This window comes from Streptomyces fumanus (assembly GCF_014655295.1).
GTDB lineage: Bacteria > Actinomycetota > Actinomycetes > Streptomycetales > Streptomycetaceae > Streptomyces > Streptomyces fumanus.
Map to the genome: position 1 here is coordinate 416150 of NZ_BNBI01000003.1, position 14702 is coordinate 430851.

The window sequence follows — 14702 nt, forward strand, 5'->3', positions numbered from 1 at the left end:
CCTACCGCTCACGCCGGTCGCGCGGGCGTCCGGGGCGGCCCGGGCAGCGCGGAGTGGACGGCGTGGTGCACGGCTCGGGCCAGTCGGGCGCCCCACTCCGAGCGCGGCCCGGCGAAGGCGTGCGCCCCGGCGCCGGGCCCGGGGACGCGGGCCGCGACGCACACCGCGTCGGTGGGCGTGCCGGAGCAGTCGTACCCCGCCTCCACCAGCGCCTGCACCTTGGCCTCGGTGGCGGTCAGCACGGCGTTGACCAGGGCCGCGTCGGTCAGTGCCACGGGCACGGCGACGACGGTGTTGATCGTGCCGGGCGCGGGGGTCCCGGCGGCGCCCGGGGCCGGGGAGGCCGCCCAGCCGCGTACCGAGACGCCCGCGGTGACGACGGCCTCCACTCCCCCGTCGGCCGCGCGGCCGGGCCGGGTCACGTCGGCGGCGGTCATCAGGCCGACGCCGGAGCCGTCGGCGCCCGCGGCGCGGGCCAGCCCGGCCAGGTGCCGCGCGGGGTCGGTGCGCCGGTAACCGTGCGCGACCTGGGCGTTGAGCACCCAGGCGCGGTCACCGACACCGCCGCCCAGCACGGCGCTGCTGACCATCCGCCAGCCGGGTCCGGCCCGCCACAGCAGGGCGTGCAGGTCCTCGCCGTCCTCCCGGCGGACCAGGCGCTCCCCCTCCAGCAGGCGCGGCGGGCCGGTACGGACGGGCGGCAGGACGGCGGACACCGGGGGCGGCTCCTTGCGACGGACGGGCGACGGATCGGGCGACGAACCGGACGATCGTACGCGCCCGCCTGGCCGGGCCCGCCCGGGTGCCGGTGCGTACGGGGTGCTAGGCCGTGTCCGCAAAGTCCCTCCTGCCCCGCGACGCCCCGCGCCGGTGCAGCGACGGACCCTGCCGGACGGCTACCGCCGCGCCATCATGGCGCACCGTCAGGCCGTCCGGCCGTCGAGGGTGGACCCGGCCATCGCCGAAGCGGTGGATCGGCAGACCGCCGCGATGCGGGAGCTGAGCCGCCGTGCGTTCCCCGAGCCGGACGTCGTCGCGGACGCTGCGCCCGCCTCGATCGTGGCGGGCGCAGCGCCGCCGCCAGGAGGCCGGAAGGGCTGTGAGGGCCGCTCGACGGGTCGCGTACGGACGACTACGGTGTGAACCTTTGTTCTATTTAGTGATTGTTCAGGATCGGTACGAACACCAGCAGTCCCGGTCGTCGCTTCCCGCAACGTGGCGGCGGAGGGCATCGTTGGGCAGCACACAGCAGGAGGGGACCAGTGAGCGACCGTAGTGCGATCGAGTGGACCGAGGCGACGTGGAACCCGACCACGGGATGCGACCGTGTGTCGGAGGGCTGCGACAACTGCTATGCACTGACGCTGGCGAAGCGCCTGAAGGCGATGGGCTCGCCGAAGTACCAGACGGACGGTGACCCGCGGACCTCCGGTCCGGGTTTTGGGCTGACGGTCCATCCGGACGCCCTGCGAGTGCCCTACGGGTGGAAGAGCCCGCGCACGGTGTTCGTGAACTCCATGAGCGACCTCTTCCACGCCCGGGTGCCGCTGGACTACGTGCGCCGGGTCTTCGAGGTGATGGCCGACACCCCGCAGCACACCTACCAGGTGTTGACCAAGCGGGCGCGGCGCCTTCGGCAGGTCGCCGGCCGGCTGGAGTGGCCGGACAACCTGTGGATGGGGGTGTCGGTGGAGAGCGCGAAGGAGTTGGCGCGCGTGGACGACTTGCGGCAGGTGCCGACGGCGGTGCGGTTCCTGTCGTGTGAGCCGCTGCTGGGACCGCTGGACGGGCTCGAGCTGTCGGGGATCGACTGGGTGATCGCGGGTGGCGAGTCCGGGCGCAGGCACCGGCCGTTGGACGAGGCGTGGGTCGCGCAGATTCGGGACGTGTGCCAGCAGGCCGGTGTCGCGTTCTTCTTCAAGCAGTGGGGCGGCCGCACGCCGAAGGCCGGCGGCCGCGTACTGGACGGCCGCACCTGGGACGAAATGCCCCAGCCCGCGACGGTATAGCACCGCGGGCCGCAGATGGCTTGGTCAGGGGCGTGCGGGCTGCACGACCAGAGCCCGGGTCTTGTCGCCGCCGACACCTGTAGTGGGTGTCTTGCCCTGGCTGTGCAGGTACTTGACGGCCTTGCGGGCGGCCGGATCGGTGACCTGCCCGAAGTAGTCGCCGAACACGGCCAGGGTGTGGTCGACCAGCCGGACCGGGCGCCCCGCGCTCAGCAGTCTCTCCAGGTTGGCGGCCATCGCTGGGACGGCTTCCTTCTCCACGGTGGCCGGGTCGGGCCGCAGGACGGAGACAGCGGAGAACAGGGCGTCAGGGTCGTCCCGGGTCTCCTGCAGTTCCAGGGTCTTCCACCATTCCGCGCGGGCCCGGGCCACGGTGTCGCCGAACACCCACAGCCCGTACTGGCTACGGGTGGCGAACACCAGCCGGTAGACCGCGCGCTTGTGCGGGGCGTGAGAGACCGGCACCGAATGCACGAGCATGCCGGTGCGGCGGGCCAGGCGGCGGGCGTACTCGGCTGCCACCGCCTCAATGGCGTCCTCCGCAGCGCCGACCTGTGCACCGGGGGCCGCCGCCTCGGCGAAGTACTCTCGCCACCAGGCGCCCCCGCAGACCTCGTCGAAGCGCCGCAGCGAGGTCTCGTTGCCTTTCGGCGAACGGACGTGCCCGCCCAGCCGCCACACCGCCATCATGCTGAAGTTCATCAGCAGCTCGGTCGCCGGTTTCTTGTCCGGCCGCTGTCTGGCCAGCACGTCCACGAGCCGGTCCTGGGGCAGCACCAGCCCGCACGGGTCCAGGAAGAGAAAGAGCGGTCTGCCTGCTGCCCGCCGGACGACGCTGTCGAGCACCCCGTCGACCTCACCGCAGTGAGCGTGCGCGACGACCCCCTGGCGGCGGTAGCCCTCCACGACGTCCTGCAGCCGCTGGAACGACCTGGCCCGCGCCTCGGTGAAGAAGCCCTCCACCGTCACCCCGTGGCTGGCGCGGAAGTAGGAGGCGACCCGGAGCGCGAGCTCCGCCGAGGCTGGCGCGCCGTTCTCGTAACGGCCCTCGCCCGCGTACCCATCCAGGTAGACCACCCGTTTGTCGTGCGACTGGCCGCTCAACATGCCGCCGAACTGCGCCAGATAGCGCTTCAGCAGATCATGTTTGAAGACGCTGGGCAGTGCTTTGTCTTTCCAGTAATCTCCGCTCGTTCCTGTCGACATGACCCCCACCTCGCCACGGTCCGGACAACCGTTCCGCTACGAATCGTCAGCCACGCACCGGAGTCCGACAAGAGGTGAATTGCCTAACCCCCGCAGTTCTGGCCCGGCGGTGCTGCTTGAGAGCCCACCGCGCCCGGGCACGATTGCAGGGCGTAACCCGTTCGAGTGGCAGACCCGCCATGCATCGGTACCGCGCTGGCCAGGCCCCGGGCCACCGTCCCAGTCTCGTGACCTCCTCATTTCCGTCCCAGGCCGAACCGACAGTGTTGATCAACACCCGGCGTTCGGCTTCGTCGCGGGCCAGCAGCCTGGCCAGGATGCCGACCTCGAGGTCGAAATCCTTAGGCGGGCGCACTGCCGGTGAGCGGCGGAGTGGAGCCGTTCCTCGTTGTATCAGGTGGCCTATTGGAAGCTCGCCCGCTCGACCTGGTCAACGTCCCGCCACGGTCCTTGCATCTCGATCAGCTCGGCCTTGAAGGTGCCGTTCAGGGCCTCGGCCATCGCGTTGTCGTAGCGTCCGCGACCGAGCCGACCGAGGCTGAAGCCCCGATCTCGGACAGCCTCTCGGTATACCGGATTGATACGTATTGCGACCCGCGGTCGCTGTGATGAATGAGGCCGGAGTCCTTCTTGATCCGGCGCCTCCACAACGCCATTTCCAGCGCATCCAACGGCAGTTCGGTCCGCATGTGGTTCGCGACCTGCCAGCCGACAATCATCCGCGAGTACACGTCCAGGACGAACGCCACGTACGCCCAGCCGGACCAGGTGCGTACATACGTCATGTCCGCCACCCACAGATGGTCCGGATGTGAGGCCGTGAAGTCGCGGTCGACCAGGTCCGGCGGCCTGGGTGCCGACGGCTCCGGCACCGTGGTACGGCGACGCTGCCCGCGGATCACGCCCTCCAGGCCCAGCTCACGCATCAGCCGCTCGACGGTGCATCGGGCCACGAGGACGCCCTTGCGCCTGAGCGCGCGGGTGATCCGGCGGACACCGTAGGTGCCGCCGGACTCGGCATGGACCTGTTCGATCAGCGGCATCATCTGCTCGTCGCGCAGCCGGCGGGCCGACTTCGGCCGTTTCCTGCGCGCGTAGTACGCCGACTCCGACAGCCCCAGCACCCGGCAGGTAGACCCGACCCCGAGACCCTTGTCCTTGAGGTGCTCGATCACCTGGTCGGCCTCGTCCGGGGACGTTCGACTTCCGCCGCAAAAAACGCGCTCGCGGCCTTAAGGGTCTCGCAAAGTTGCCTCAGCTCTTCCCGCTCGGCGGTGGTCAGCCGGTCATCGCGTTCGCCGGTGTCCGCCTCGGCCTGGCGGACCCAGCCGCGCAGGGCCTCCTTGTGGAGGCCCAGGTCCTTCGGGCCAGGACCATGAGCCTGGCTTCAGGTACTCCACCAAACCGGGGGCAGCTCAGGTAGCGGGTGGGTTGTTCGCGGTGGTGGTAGCAGGGGGTGCGGAAGGTGGCGCCAGCGCCCTGGTAGGCGCGGGCGGCAGCCACCGGTGAACGGCCACCGCGGCCGACCTGGCGCGACACGCCGCGCGCCGGAAGAGACCGCCGGGACGGCAGGAGGTGGAGCGCGCCTCCGCCGGGGATCCGGCCGGCCTCGTCGGGCGCGGTGCGTGTCGCGATCACCCGGGTGCCATTGACGACGGGACGCCACTTCAGTGACCATCCGCTGTTTTTTAACTACGCTACGGAGTCATCATGTGCATCACACCACAGGGAGGCAGACGATGCTCAGCCCCAAGCCCGAGTTGGTCTGGCAAGGCCGGGTACACCTGGGCGACGAGCCCGGTGTATACGGCGACTCCTGCTACTCCGGGCTCGCCGTGGACATCCCCTTGACCCTGCTGAAGACCGACCCCGGCGGAGCGGACACGACCACGCTCCAGATCGTGACGGAGGACGTCGAAACGTTCGCCGGCTATCCGGGGCACCTCATCACCGTGGTGCTCTACGAGCCGGAGCCCTCCCAGCCGCTCCACTTCAGGGAGGTGGAGCTGGCGAGCACCCGGCTGACAAGCGCGGACGACAACCGCGTGAACGTCAGCATCAACCTGGCGAACAGGCCCTCGCCCGCTCGCGTCAGCGTCCGTGTCCGGGTGGACACGGAGGTGCCGGCGGGACTGTACGACGACTTCGTGGTCACCCGGCTCAGCAACAAGTCGTCGAACTACACGTGGGTCGCCTCACTGGGCTTCCCGGCCTGACGCAGCAGGCGGACCCGTGAATTCCTTGCTGCCCGCCCTCGTCCACAGCCATGCAGGTTCCTGGCATGACTGTGGCGTGGCGATGCTCCTGCCCGACGGCGGGATCGTGGCGTTGGCGTCCGAGCGCGTCGGGGAGCGGCGCAAGCACAGCTGGGACCCCCGGCCCGCCTACTACCATCTGCGGTCTCTCCCCGCCTATCAGCCGTACTTCGGCGGCCCGGGCGACCAGTTCGTGGACAACGTCGACGGGCTGCACGTCGACGACCACCATCGCAACCACGCCGCGAGCGCGTTCCACGGCTCCGGTTTCGAGCAGGCCGCGGTGCTGGTGGTGGATGGCCAGGGCTTTTGCGGGGACCGCCTGGTCACCACGTCCATCTGGGCGGGGACCGCCGCGGGCCTGCACCTGGTGGAGGAGCAGGCGGACCCGGGCGGGGTTTTCGCGGCACGTTCGATCGGTCACTTCTACAGCGCCGTGGGCGCCCTGGCGGGGATGGGGCGACTGCACGACGAGGGGAAGACGATGGCCCTCGCCGCGTACGGCCGGCCTTCGCGTTTCCTCGACAGGCTGCGCGTGTTCGCTGGGACGGAGGAGGACGGCGGTTACCGGATCGATCCGAGGTTCACCACGACGGTGCTGGCCAACACCCTCGGCCGGCAGTACTACGGGTGGTCGGCGCCCTCGCCGGAGGACCAGGCCCTGTGGGACGACCTCGTCGCGGCACGTGCCCGGCCCCCGATGGCGGGCTGCTTCGACCAGGACGACATGGACATCGCCTACGCCGGCCAGGTGATCCTGGAGGAGATCGTTCTCGGCCTGGCCCGCCGGGCCCACCGCTTGACCGGCAGCACCCGTCTCTGCCTCGCCGGCGGTGTCGCGCTGAACTGCGTGGCGAACGGGCGGGTGGCCGGGGACGGGCCTTTCGAGGAACTGTTCGTGGTGTGCGCTCCCGGCGATGACGGTCAGGCCGTGGGAAAGCTGTTTCTGGACGTGAAACGGCGCGCGCTGCCCGTGGACACCACGATGCATACCGCCTACTACGGCCCGGAGTATTCGGCGGCACAGATCGAGTTGGCCGTACGGGAGGCAGGAGCGAGCGTCGTGTGCGTGCGCATGGACGACTCCGACCTCCTGCCCGAAGTGGCCACCCGGCTGTCGAACGGAGAGGTGATCGGCTGGTGGCAGGGACGGTCGGAGCTCGGCCCGCGGGCACTGGGCCACCGCAGCATCCTGGCCGACCCTCGCCGGCCCTGGATGCGGGACCACATCAACTCGTCCGTCAAGGAGCGCGAGTGGTTCCGGCCACTCGCCCCGATGACCGTCGAGGAACGGGCCGGGGAATTCTTCGAACTTGATCAGCCGAGTCCGTTCATGGCGCGCGCCGTCAAAGTACGCCCCGGCGTGCGTGCGCTGATCCCGGCCGTCACCCATGTCGACGGTACGGCCCGTGTGCAGACCCTGCGCCGCAGTCAGGATCCGCGTTGCTACGAACTACTGGAGCGCTTCGACGAACGCGCGGGCGTGCCGATCCTGCTGAACACCTCGTTCAACCGGCGTGACGAGCCCTTGGTCGAGACGCCGTCCGACGCGTGCCGGGCCTTCCTGGACATGAACCTCGACGCACTCGTCCTGGAAGACCGTCTCCTGGTCAAGCAGGGTGCCCGGTAGCGCTTCCGGCCGGTCGGATCCCCAGAACGTTCCGCCGGACGGCCTTCCAACGGTCGAACTGCTCGGCGCGGACGGTACGGATCTCCAGCGCGTCCTCGTCGGAGGGCGCCGAGACCTCGGTGCCGTCGGGAAAGAAGACGGCGCTGCGCCCCAGGTAAATGGTCCCGTCCTCCTCCGCGCCGTGCCTGTTGCAGAAGACGCTGACGACCTGGTTCTCCAACGCCCTCGCCTGGTGGATGATCCGCAGGAACTCGACCGACACGGTGGAAGGGCTCAGTACCAGGTCCGCACCGGCCGCCGCTGCGGAACGAGCCGGCTCGGGGTCGACGATGTCCAGGCAGATCTGCACCGTGCTCGGCAGGCCCGCGATGTCGACGATCCGGTGCGAGGCCCTCCCCCTGCTGAAAACGTCCAGTTCGGCACCGAACAGCCTCGTCTTGTCGTGCACGGGGAAGACCCTGCCCGACTCGATCACCACCGCGCGGTTGAAACTGTTGCCGGCGGAGCGCACGGGAAGGCTTCCGACGAAACTGATCCCCTGCTCTGCGGATGCGGCAAGCAGAGGTCCGAGCTGTCGCGCCAGCTCTCCTTGGCCGGAAAACACGCGCGAGTGCGCTCGATAGCTTCCGAGGAAGAACTCTGGCAGGACGACAAGCGCCTCCGTGACCCCGCGAACCGCCGAACGGATGAACTCCACGTTCTCCTTCTCCGAACGGACCTGGGGGGCGAACTGGAGAAATCCGACCTGCACCTCGTCACGAACCGGTCCCGCTTCTCCGGGTTCGCCTCGCCGCCGGGTCGTCTCGGAAGGGTTCGGGCAGGGGTACGTGATGTTGCTCATGTTCCTGACTTGTGGGGGCTCGCGACGAAACGGAGCCCACGGGTGCCGGGCTCGGTGTGCAGAGGGCACGAAGGGCAGACAGCGTGAAAGCGTACAGTTCGAACACCGGAGACGGAGTGCAGTGGGCCACACCGTCGGGCCCGACCGGCTCCGCGCGGCTGCGGCGGACCTCGCCCCGGGATGCGGTCCGGCGCGGGCCGCCGCCGGTTCCGCATACGGTCGGCCGTGAGACTCTCCCGAGAGTCGATCCGGGCGACGTGATGCGGAACACGGACCGTACGGCGACCGTCGGCGTCCGCAGAGCCCACGGGCCGGTCGCCCGCCGCCCCCGGACCGCCCCGCCGCACGGGCTCTCCCGGAAACTGCCGGCGAACGGCCCGTGTACCGGTCGACCAGACCCTGTTCTGAAGGAGCGGCTCCGGCGCACCGCCATATGCACGGGACCGGCGTCGGCACCTGCCGGAGTAGTGGGTCCTTGGATACCTGCTGGTGCTCGGGGTGGTCACTGCGGGCGTGGTGGAGGGGTTCGTCGATGCTTTCGGTGTGCTGGTAGGGCTGGAAGAGAGGGGAGGAGGGCGGTGGCGAGTTCAGTTTGTGGGGCGTTGAGGCGGCTGGGGGCGCGGGCGGGCGAGGAAGGCGCCGCACGGGGCCGGCCTTGTGCATCATGCCCTGGTCGCCGCCCGGAGAGCGGCGCGACCGGACGAACAGGCCGCCGGGAAGGAGCAGCCGGAGCGGTGCACCGGCGCGGTCGTGCGCCTCAGCGGCTGTGAGCCGCCCGAGCTCGGCTACGCGATCCGCATGATGCTGGCCGAGCGCGGCATGGCCGCCGCTGCCGCCGGCGGCAGCGTCCTCGCGTCCTTCGATGGCGTCATCGCCGCGGCCGTGCCGGTACTCGCCGGGATGTCCGGGCCGTGGCGTTCGGCGCGGCACCAGCTGCCCGGACGTTGCCCCGGCGCCCCGTCTGGGGCAGAAAGCTGCTCCGGAGTGCGCCGGAGCTGGTCGCGGCCTTCAGCGAGATGGCGCGGCGCGAACGTCCGCATGCCCGGCCCGGGGCGCATTGGCGCTGGCCCCGGTAAATTTCTTGACACGCTTATGGGACCAACCTGGCCACCAGTCACGGCAAGCACCGTTGCAGTACTAGCGGCGCGAGGTCAGGCGCCGGAGCGCGCGGTCGGCCTCGGTGGCCTCTCGTTCGGCCCGGTCGAGGGCGTGCGCGGCGTCGCGGTGGCGGTGCTCGGCGCGGTCGCGGTCCTCGTCGGCCCGCCGCAGTTCCTCGCGGGCCCGGCGCAGTTCCCGTTCCAGCTCGGTCACCCGCCGCTCGGCGGCCTCCCGGCGGTCGCGCGCGTCCTGGCGGGCGGCGTCCGCGCCGGCCTGCTCGGCGCGTGCGGCATCGAGCCCCCGCACCGCCTCCTCGGCCGCCTGCCGGGCCCGTTCCGCCTCTTTCCGCCGCTTGCGCCGCCGCTCGGCCAGCTCGTCCCGGACCCGCGCCTTGCGCTCGGCCTCCGCCTCGGCCCGCGCAGCACGCTCGGCCTCGGCCTCCGACCCGGCCCGCGCAGCACTTCCCGCCCCGGGCTCCGCCCCGGCCCGCGCCGCACGTTCATCCCCCACCAACGCCCCCTTCCCCTCCCCCGCCGAGAATCCATCACCCGGAAAGGCCGACGGCGGGGTGAGCGCGGTGGTCAGGCGGCCGGAGGACCAGTGCCCGGCGGCCTCCTCGTCGGCCAGGACCGCGGTCAGGGTCGACTCGACCTCCTGGCGTACGGCGTCCGACAGCCGGTGTCCGGCCTGGTCGGCCAGGTCGGCGGCCTGGCGGGACAGCGCGGCGACGACGCGCCGCCGCGCGGTCAGCGACTTCAGCTCGGCGGCGTCCAGGGTGCGGTACGCCTCGCGCAGCGCGCGGCCCAGTTCGAGCAGCTTCGCGGCCTCCTCGGGGCGGGAGCGCAGCAGCAGGTTCGCCGCCCAGGCCGCCAGGGTGGGGCGGCGGGCGGCGCGGAGGCGGCGGGCGTCCTCGGCGCGCCCGGCCGTCCGCGCCCGGGCGGCGAGTTCCTCGCGGCGGGGCACGAAGGCGGGCGGCGGGGTGGTGTAGAGGGCGTCGAGCGCCGCCTCCACGTCTTCCGCGTCCTCGTCCGCGCCGCGTCCACGGCGTTCCCGGTCTGCGCCGCCGCCGCGGCGCGCACTCCCGCGCTGCACGGCACCAGGCTCCCCCGGTGCGGGCGCCCGCGCACGCCGTGCCGAAGCGGGCGTCCAGTACCCGGACGACCCGGCAAGAACATGGCGGATGCACCTACCGTGCGGTGCGGACGGTGTCGTCCGTACCCGAGAGGAGTTCGCGCATGGCCGGGGAGACAGCACAGCACGCGGCGGACGGCCCGGTGCCGCCCGTCGTCCGGCTCCGGGACGTGAGTGTCCGCCGCTACACCACCGACCAGGTGATCCTGGACGCCGTCGACTGGACCGTGCGGCCCGGCGAGCACTGGGCGCTGCTGGGTGCCAACGGCGCCGGCAAGACCACCCTGCTGCGGCTGCTCGGCGCGCTGATGCACCCCACGACCGGCAGCGTCGAGGTGCTGGGCGCCACCCTCGGCCGGGTCGACGTGCGGGAGTTGCGCGCCCACATCGGACACGTCACCTCGGCCCAGCGGGTCCCGGAGGACCTCGGCGCGCACACCGTGGTCCTGACCGGCCACACCGGCACGGTGCAGCCGCTGTGGCGGATGTACGACCAGCGGACCCGGGAGCGCGCCCGCGAACTCCTGGCCGAACTGGGCATCAAGGAGCTGGCCGACCGGCCGTACGGGGTGTGCTCGGGCGGGCAGCGGGCCCGGATCCTGATCGCGCGGGCGCTGATGGCGGACCCCGCGCTGCTGCTCCTGGACGAGCCGTTCAACGCGCTGGACCTGCCCTCCCGGGAGGATCTCATCGAGGCCGTGCACCAGTTGGCCGAGGGGCGTCCGCACCTGGCCACCGTGACCGTGACGCACCACCTGGAGGAGCTGTCCCCGGCCATCGGTCACGCGCTGCTGCTGCGGGAGGGCCGGGTGCTGGCGCGGGGGCCGGTCGGCGAGGTCCTCACCGGGGAACGGCTCACCGCGTGCTTCGGCCGGCCCATCACCGTGGCCCGGCGCGAGGGACGCTGGGCGGCCTGGTCCGGCCGGTCCGGGAGCACGCCGCCCCCGCCGGCCGGGTGAGCGGCCGGCGGCGGGGCGGGGCTCTCCGTCCGCCCGTCGGTCACTCGGACCGGCCGAGCCACAGGTCGGGGCCGAACACCTCGTAGTGGACGCGCTCGGCGGGCACCCCGCGGCGCAGCAGGTCGCCGCGGACGGCGCGCAGGAACCGCAGCGGGCCGCAGAGGTACGCGGTGAGTCCCGGGGGCAGGTCCAGGGCGCCGAGGTCGGCGCGTCCGGCCGACGCTCCGGCCGGTGCCGCGTCGCCGGGCTCCTCGTAGAAGAGGTGGAGCCTCGCGCCGGGGAGGGCGGCGGCGAGGGCGAGGTGCTGGTCGCGGTGGGCGTGGTCGGCCGGGGTGCGGTCGGCGTGGACGACGGTCACCGGGCGGCGGTCGCCGGTGCCGGCGAGGTGGTCCAGCATCGACAGCATGGGGGTGACGCCGATGCCGGCGGAGGCCAGCAGCAGCGGGCCGTCGCCCTCCGCCAGGACCAGGTCGCCGAAGGGCGCGGACACGGTGAGGACATCGCCGACGCGGGCGTTCGCGTGCAGGTACGAGGAGACCTCGCCGTCCGGTCCGGCGCCGCCGCGGACCCGCTTGACGGTGATGCGCCAGTCGTCGCGGCCGGGGGCGGTGGAGAGGCTGTACTGGCGTATCTGCCGGGCCCCGTCGGGGAGTTCGACCTGGACGCTGACGTACTGGCCGGGGCGGAAGGAGCGCGCGGGGCTCCCGTCGGCGGGGCGCAGGGCGAGGGAGACGGCGTCCGGGGTCTCTTCGTGGCGGGCGACGATCTCCATGGGCCGCCGGACATCGCCCTCGGCGGTACCGGCCTCCTGGTAGAGGCGGGTCTCGATGGCCGTGAGCGCGTTGGCCATCAGCCAGTAGACCTCGTCCCAGGCGGCGGCGACCTCGGGGGTCACCGCGTCGCCGAGCACCTCCGCGATCGCCGCGAACAGATGCCGGTGGACGATCTTGTACTGGTCCGAGGTGACGCCGAGCGAGGCGTGTTTGTGCGCGATGCGGGCCAGCAGCGCGTCGGGGCGGGCGTCGGGCCGTTCCAGCAGCAGTCCGGCGAAGGCGGCGATGGAGCCGGCCAGGGCCCGCTGCTGCTCCCCGTTGGCCTGGTTGCCCCGGTTGAACAGGTCCCTCAGCAGCTCCGGGTGGGCGTCGAACAGCCGCCGGTAGAACAGCCGGGTGATGTCGTCGATGGCGGCACCGACGGCGGGAAGGGTGGCCCGGACGACCGGGACGGACTGTTCGGAGAGCACGGCGACTCCTTAATAGGTAGATGATCTTCGTGTTTAAGCGGGTGCGGAACCCCCGGCGCGGGCCGGGGGTCTCAGGCGGGCGGGCGGTTCATGAGGCCGACCAGGACCGGCCCCGTCGGCGAGGCCACCAGGTCGGTCACGGTCAGCGGGTCGAGGGCGGCGTAGAACGCCTCCTGCGCGGCCCGCAGCGCCCCGCGCAGCCGGCAGGCGGCCCGCAGCGGACAGGGCGGATCGTCGTCGCAGCCGACCACCTCGACGTCCCCCTCCAGCTCCCGCACCAGCCAGCCGACCGAGGCGCGCCGCCCGAGCGCGGTCAGCGCCAGCCCGCCGCCGCGCCCGCGCCGCGCCTCGACCACGCCGAGGTGCTGGAGCCGGGTGACGGCCTTCGCCGCGTGGGTGTACGGCACGCCCATGGCGTCCGCCACCTCCCGGGTGGTCAGCGGGGCGTCGCCGTCTCTCATGACCGCCAGGCGCATCACGGAACGGAGGGCCAGGTCGGTGAACTTCGTCAGCCGCACCTCCCGGACGCTAGCAAATACGCATGTACGATGCTTCTTCGGGTGTCGGGTTCCGGCCGGTGGAGTGCGTCACGCGGGCGGCCCGGCGGTGGAGCGGACCGAGGGACGGTGACCGGGATGACGGGACGGGACGGCGACGGACCGGACCCGGCGGCAGCGGCAGCGGCGGCCGGCCAGGCGCCCGCGCCGCGGGTCCTCACGGACACGGCCGCCCTCGCGGCCCTGCCGGACGCCCCGTCCGGCGCCCTGTGGAAACTGGCCGAACCCGGACGGCAACTGGACGCCAACGTGGTCCACCTCCCGCCCTCGGCCCGGGTCGCCCCGCACACCGAGCCCGACCTCGACGTCCTGCTGCTGGTCCTGTCCGGCGCCGGCACCCTGCTCGGCACCGACGGTCCGCGCGGCCTGCGCGCCGGTGAGCTGGCCTGGCTGCCGCGCGGTGCCGAGCGCGGCATCGAGGCGGGCCCCGACGGGCTGACGTACCTGACCGCGCACCGCCGCCGCCCGGGCCTGAGCATTCGGCCCCCGAGCGACACGCGGAACACGGGCGGCTGAGCGCGCCGGTGCGCGACGCGCGGGGCGCCCTCCGTTACGGCTGTCCCGCCGCACGCCCCGCCTCCGCCGTTTCGCCTTGACCTTCGCCGCCGTTTTCGCCGTCCGGGCCCGGGAGCCCCAGGGCCAGGTTGCCGACGTGGAGCAGGTCCTCGTGGCGGCCGGCGAGGAAGGGGATCCGGTCCGTGGGGCGCATGGTGCCGGTCGGGCAGGCGCCCAGGCCGAGGTCCGTCGCGGTGAGGCAGAGCGTCTGCACCAGGCACCCGGTGTCGCGGTAGATGAGGCTCAGCGCCAGGCCCTCGTACTTCCAGCCGGTGCGGGCGGCGTGCGAGGCGAGCAGCAGGCTCGCGGGCGGCGGCTGCGTCATGTACGCCGGGAGGGTGACCGTGGCGTCCAGCACGGCCGCCAGCCCGTCGTCCCAGGGGGCCAGCCGGTGCAGGGCGTGGTCGAACGGGTCGTAGTGGTAGGCCCCCGGGGCCAGCCCGGACACCTCCCGGGCGACGACGTACACCTCGATGCTGTGCCGTCCGCCGCCGGACGGGGAGGGGCGCCGGGTCTGCTGGAGCCGGTGCGGGCCGATGCGGCCCCGGACGCGGGCCGCGCGGGCGAGGAGCACCCCGAGGCGGTCGAGCGGCAGCGGTACGGGGGCGAAGTCGCGGACGCAGCGCCGGTCGGCCAGGACCTCGCGCAGCGGGCGGCTGGGCGGTGCGTCGGCGTCGGTGTCGGTGTCGGTGTCGGTGTCGGTGAGCCGGACGGTCTCCGTCGCCTCGGGGTGGCTGAGCCGGGCCGGGGGCGGTGTGCCTTGCTGGGTGCCGGGGGCGGGGCCCTGTCCGGCGCGGGCGTGGGCGGCGAGTTCGTAGGGCGTCAGGCCGTGTGCCACGGGGGCGGGGCGGGAGGTGGCGCGGATCAGGCCGGCGTCGGCGAGGTGTTCCAGCGTCCGTCGGGTGCCGGAGCTGTCCTGGCCGGTGCCGTCCGGGGCGGCCCAGCGGGCGTGGGCCTCCTCGGCGGTGAGCGGGCGGTCCAGCAGGTCGAGGAGGGCCAGCAGGCGGGGGCGCGCGGTGAACTTGCGCCATCGGCGGCAGTCGACGAGGACGGGTCCCGCCCCGTCCTGCCATTCGAGGAGCAGGTCGGGGTTGCGCCGGTAGCGCACGGGGCCGGACGCGCCGGTGTCACCGGGGCCGCTGTCGCCGGTGCTGTGGGCCGGGGGTGCGGAGCTCTCCGCGGCACGGGTCGTCACGGTTCCTCGGTGCCTCTCTGTCG

14 protein-coding genes and 1 pseudogene are annotated in these 14702 nt (G+C 72.8%); 5 read left to right on the plus strand and 10 right to left on the minus strand.

Translation table 11 applies throughout. The features are described from left to right. Window positions 1–8: 8 nt before the first annotated feature. Window positions 9–716, minus strand: a complete 708-nt coding sequence (locus IE316_RS09025; RefSeq protein ID WP_190203640.1) for an adenosylcobinamide amidohydrolase — start codon at window positions 714–716, stop codon at window positions 9–11. A gap of 546 nt (window positions 717–1262) precedes the next feature. On the opposite strand from IE316_RS09025, the gene IE316_RS09030 reads away from it, so the two are divergent. Then, window positions 1263–2009, plus strand: a complete 747-nt coding sequence (locus IE316_RS09030) for a DUF5131 family protein (RefSeq protein ID WP_190203641.1) — start codon at window positions 1263–1265, stop codon at window positions 2007–2009. Between the two features lie 24 nt (window positions 2010–2033). On the opposite strand, the gene tcmP is transcribed toward IE316_RS09030, so the two are convergent. The 4 genes and pseudogenes from tcmP to IE316_RS36180 all read right to left on the minus strand — a co-directional run. Beyond that, window positions 2034–3215 (minus strand): three-Cys-motif partner protein TcmP, encoded by a 1182-nt coding sequence (gene tcmP, locus IE316_RS09035; RefSeq protein ID WP_190203642.1) that lies wholly within the window; start codon window positions 3213–3215, stop codon window positions 2034–2036. A gap of 485 nt (window positions 3216–3700) precedes the next feature. After that, window positions 3701–4390 carry an IS3 family transposase gene (locus tag IE316_RS09040; protein WP_190203643.1) on the minus strand — a complete coding sequence of 230 codons (690 nt, stop codon included), beginning with the start codon at window positions 4388–4390 and terminating at the stop codon, window positions 3701–3703. Next, on the minus strand, window positions 4387–4572 hold the full coding sequence (locus IE316_RS36175) for a transposase (protein WP_190203753.1): 186 nt from the start codon (window positions 4570–4572) through the stop codon (window positions 4387–4389). The genes IE316_RS09040 and IE316_RS36175 overlap by 4 nt, the downstream gene beginning before the upstream one ends. 62 nt (window positions 4573–4634) lie before the next feature. Continuing rightward, window positions 4635–4718 (minus strand): annotated as a pseudogene (locus IE316_RS36180) (IS5/IS1182 family transposase); the annotation flags it as partial. Between the two features lie 236 nt (window positions 4719–4954). Here IE316_RS36180 and IE316_RS09050 point away from each other — a divergent pair. Both IE316_RS09050 and IE316_RS09055 read left to right on the plus strand, forming a co-directional pair. After that, window positions 4955–5431: a hypothetical protein gene (locus tag IE316_RS09050; RefSeq protein WP_190203644.1), complete on the plus strand. Its 477-nt coding sequence runs from the start codon at window positions 4955–4957 to the stop codon at window positions 5429–5431. An 82-nt stretch (window positions 5432–5513) separates the two neighbouring features. Next, window positions 5514–7100: a carbamoyltransferase family protein gene (locus IE316_RS09055; protein ID WP_190203754.1), complete on the plus strand. Its 1587-nt coding sequence runs from the start codon at window positions 5514–5516 to the stop codon at window positions 7098–7100. On the opposite strand, the gene IE316_RS09060 is transcribed toward IE316_RS09055, so the two are convergent. Together IE316_RS09060 and IE316_RS09065 are read right to left on the minus strand one after the other, a co-directional pair. After that, window positions 7081–7941, minus strand: a complete 861-nt coding sequence (locus tag IE316_RS09060) for a nitrilase-related carbon-nitrogen hydrolase (RefSeq protein ID WP_190203645.1) — start codon at window positions 7939–7941, stop codon at window positions 7081–7083. The two genes, IE316_RS09055 and IE316_RS09060, sit on opposite strands and share 20 nt — an antisense overlap. A 1137-nt stretch (window positions 7942–9078) precedes the next feature. After that, window positions 9079–10131: a hypothetical protein gene (locus IE316_RS09065; protein WP_373311115.1), complete on the minus strand. Its 1053-nt coding sequence runs from the start codon at window positions 10129–10131 to the stop codon at window positions 9079–9081. A gap of 143 nt (window positions 10132–10274) precedes the next feature. Here IE316_RS09065 and IE316_RS09070 point away from each other — a divergent pair, with 143 nt between their 5' ends. Continuing rightward, a complete protein-coding gene (locus tag IE316_RS09070) occupies window positions 10275–11129 on the plus strand; it encodes an ABC transporter ATP-binding protein (RefSeq protein WP_190203646.1) in 855 nt (284 codons plus the stop codon). 40 nt (window positions 11130–11169) lie between these two features. Here the strand turns inward: IE316_RS09070 and IE316_RS09075 are convergent, their stop codons facing one another. Both IE316_RS09075 and nsrR read right to left on the minus strand, forming a co-directional pair. Next, entirely contained in the window at window positions 11170–12372 is a 1203-nt protein-coding gene (locus tag IE316_RS09075; RefSeq protein WP_190203647.1) for a globin domain-containing protein, read from the minus strand. Window positions 12373–12443: 71 nt separating this feature from the next. Beyond that, window positions 12444–12890, minus strand: a complete 447-nt coding sequence (gene nsrR, locus IE316_RS09080; protein WP_190203648.1) for a nitric oxide-sensing transcriptional repressor NsrR — start codon at window positions 12888–12890, stop codon at window positions 12444–12446. 117 nt (window positions 12891–13007) lie between these two features. Here nsrR and IE316_RS09085 point away from each other — a divergent pair, with 117 nt between their 5' ends. Beyond that, the gene (locus IE316_RS09085; RefSeq protein ID WP_190203649.1) at window positions 13008–13445 is read left to right on the plus strand and encodes a hypothetical protein; all 438 of its coding nucleotides are present in this window, start codon (window positions 13008–13010) and stop codon (window positions 13443–13445) included. A 34-nt stretch (window positions 13446–13479) separates the two neighbouring features. On the opposite strand, the gene IE316_RS35920 is transcribed toward IE316_RS09085, so the two are convergent. Then, window positions 13480–14679 (minus strand): SagB family peptide dehydrogenase, encoded by a 1200-nt coding sequence (locus tag IE316_RS35920; protein WP_268257635.1) that lies wholly within the window; start codon window positions 14677–14679, stop codon window positions 13480–13482. Window positions 14680–14702: the final 23 nt, after the last annotated feature.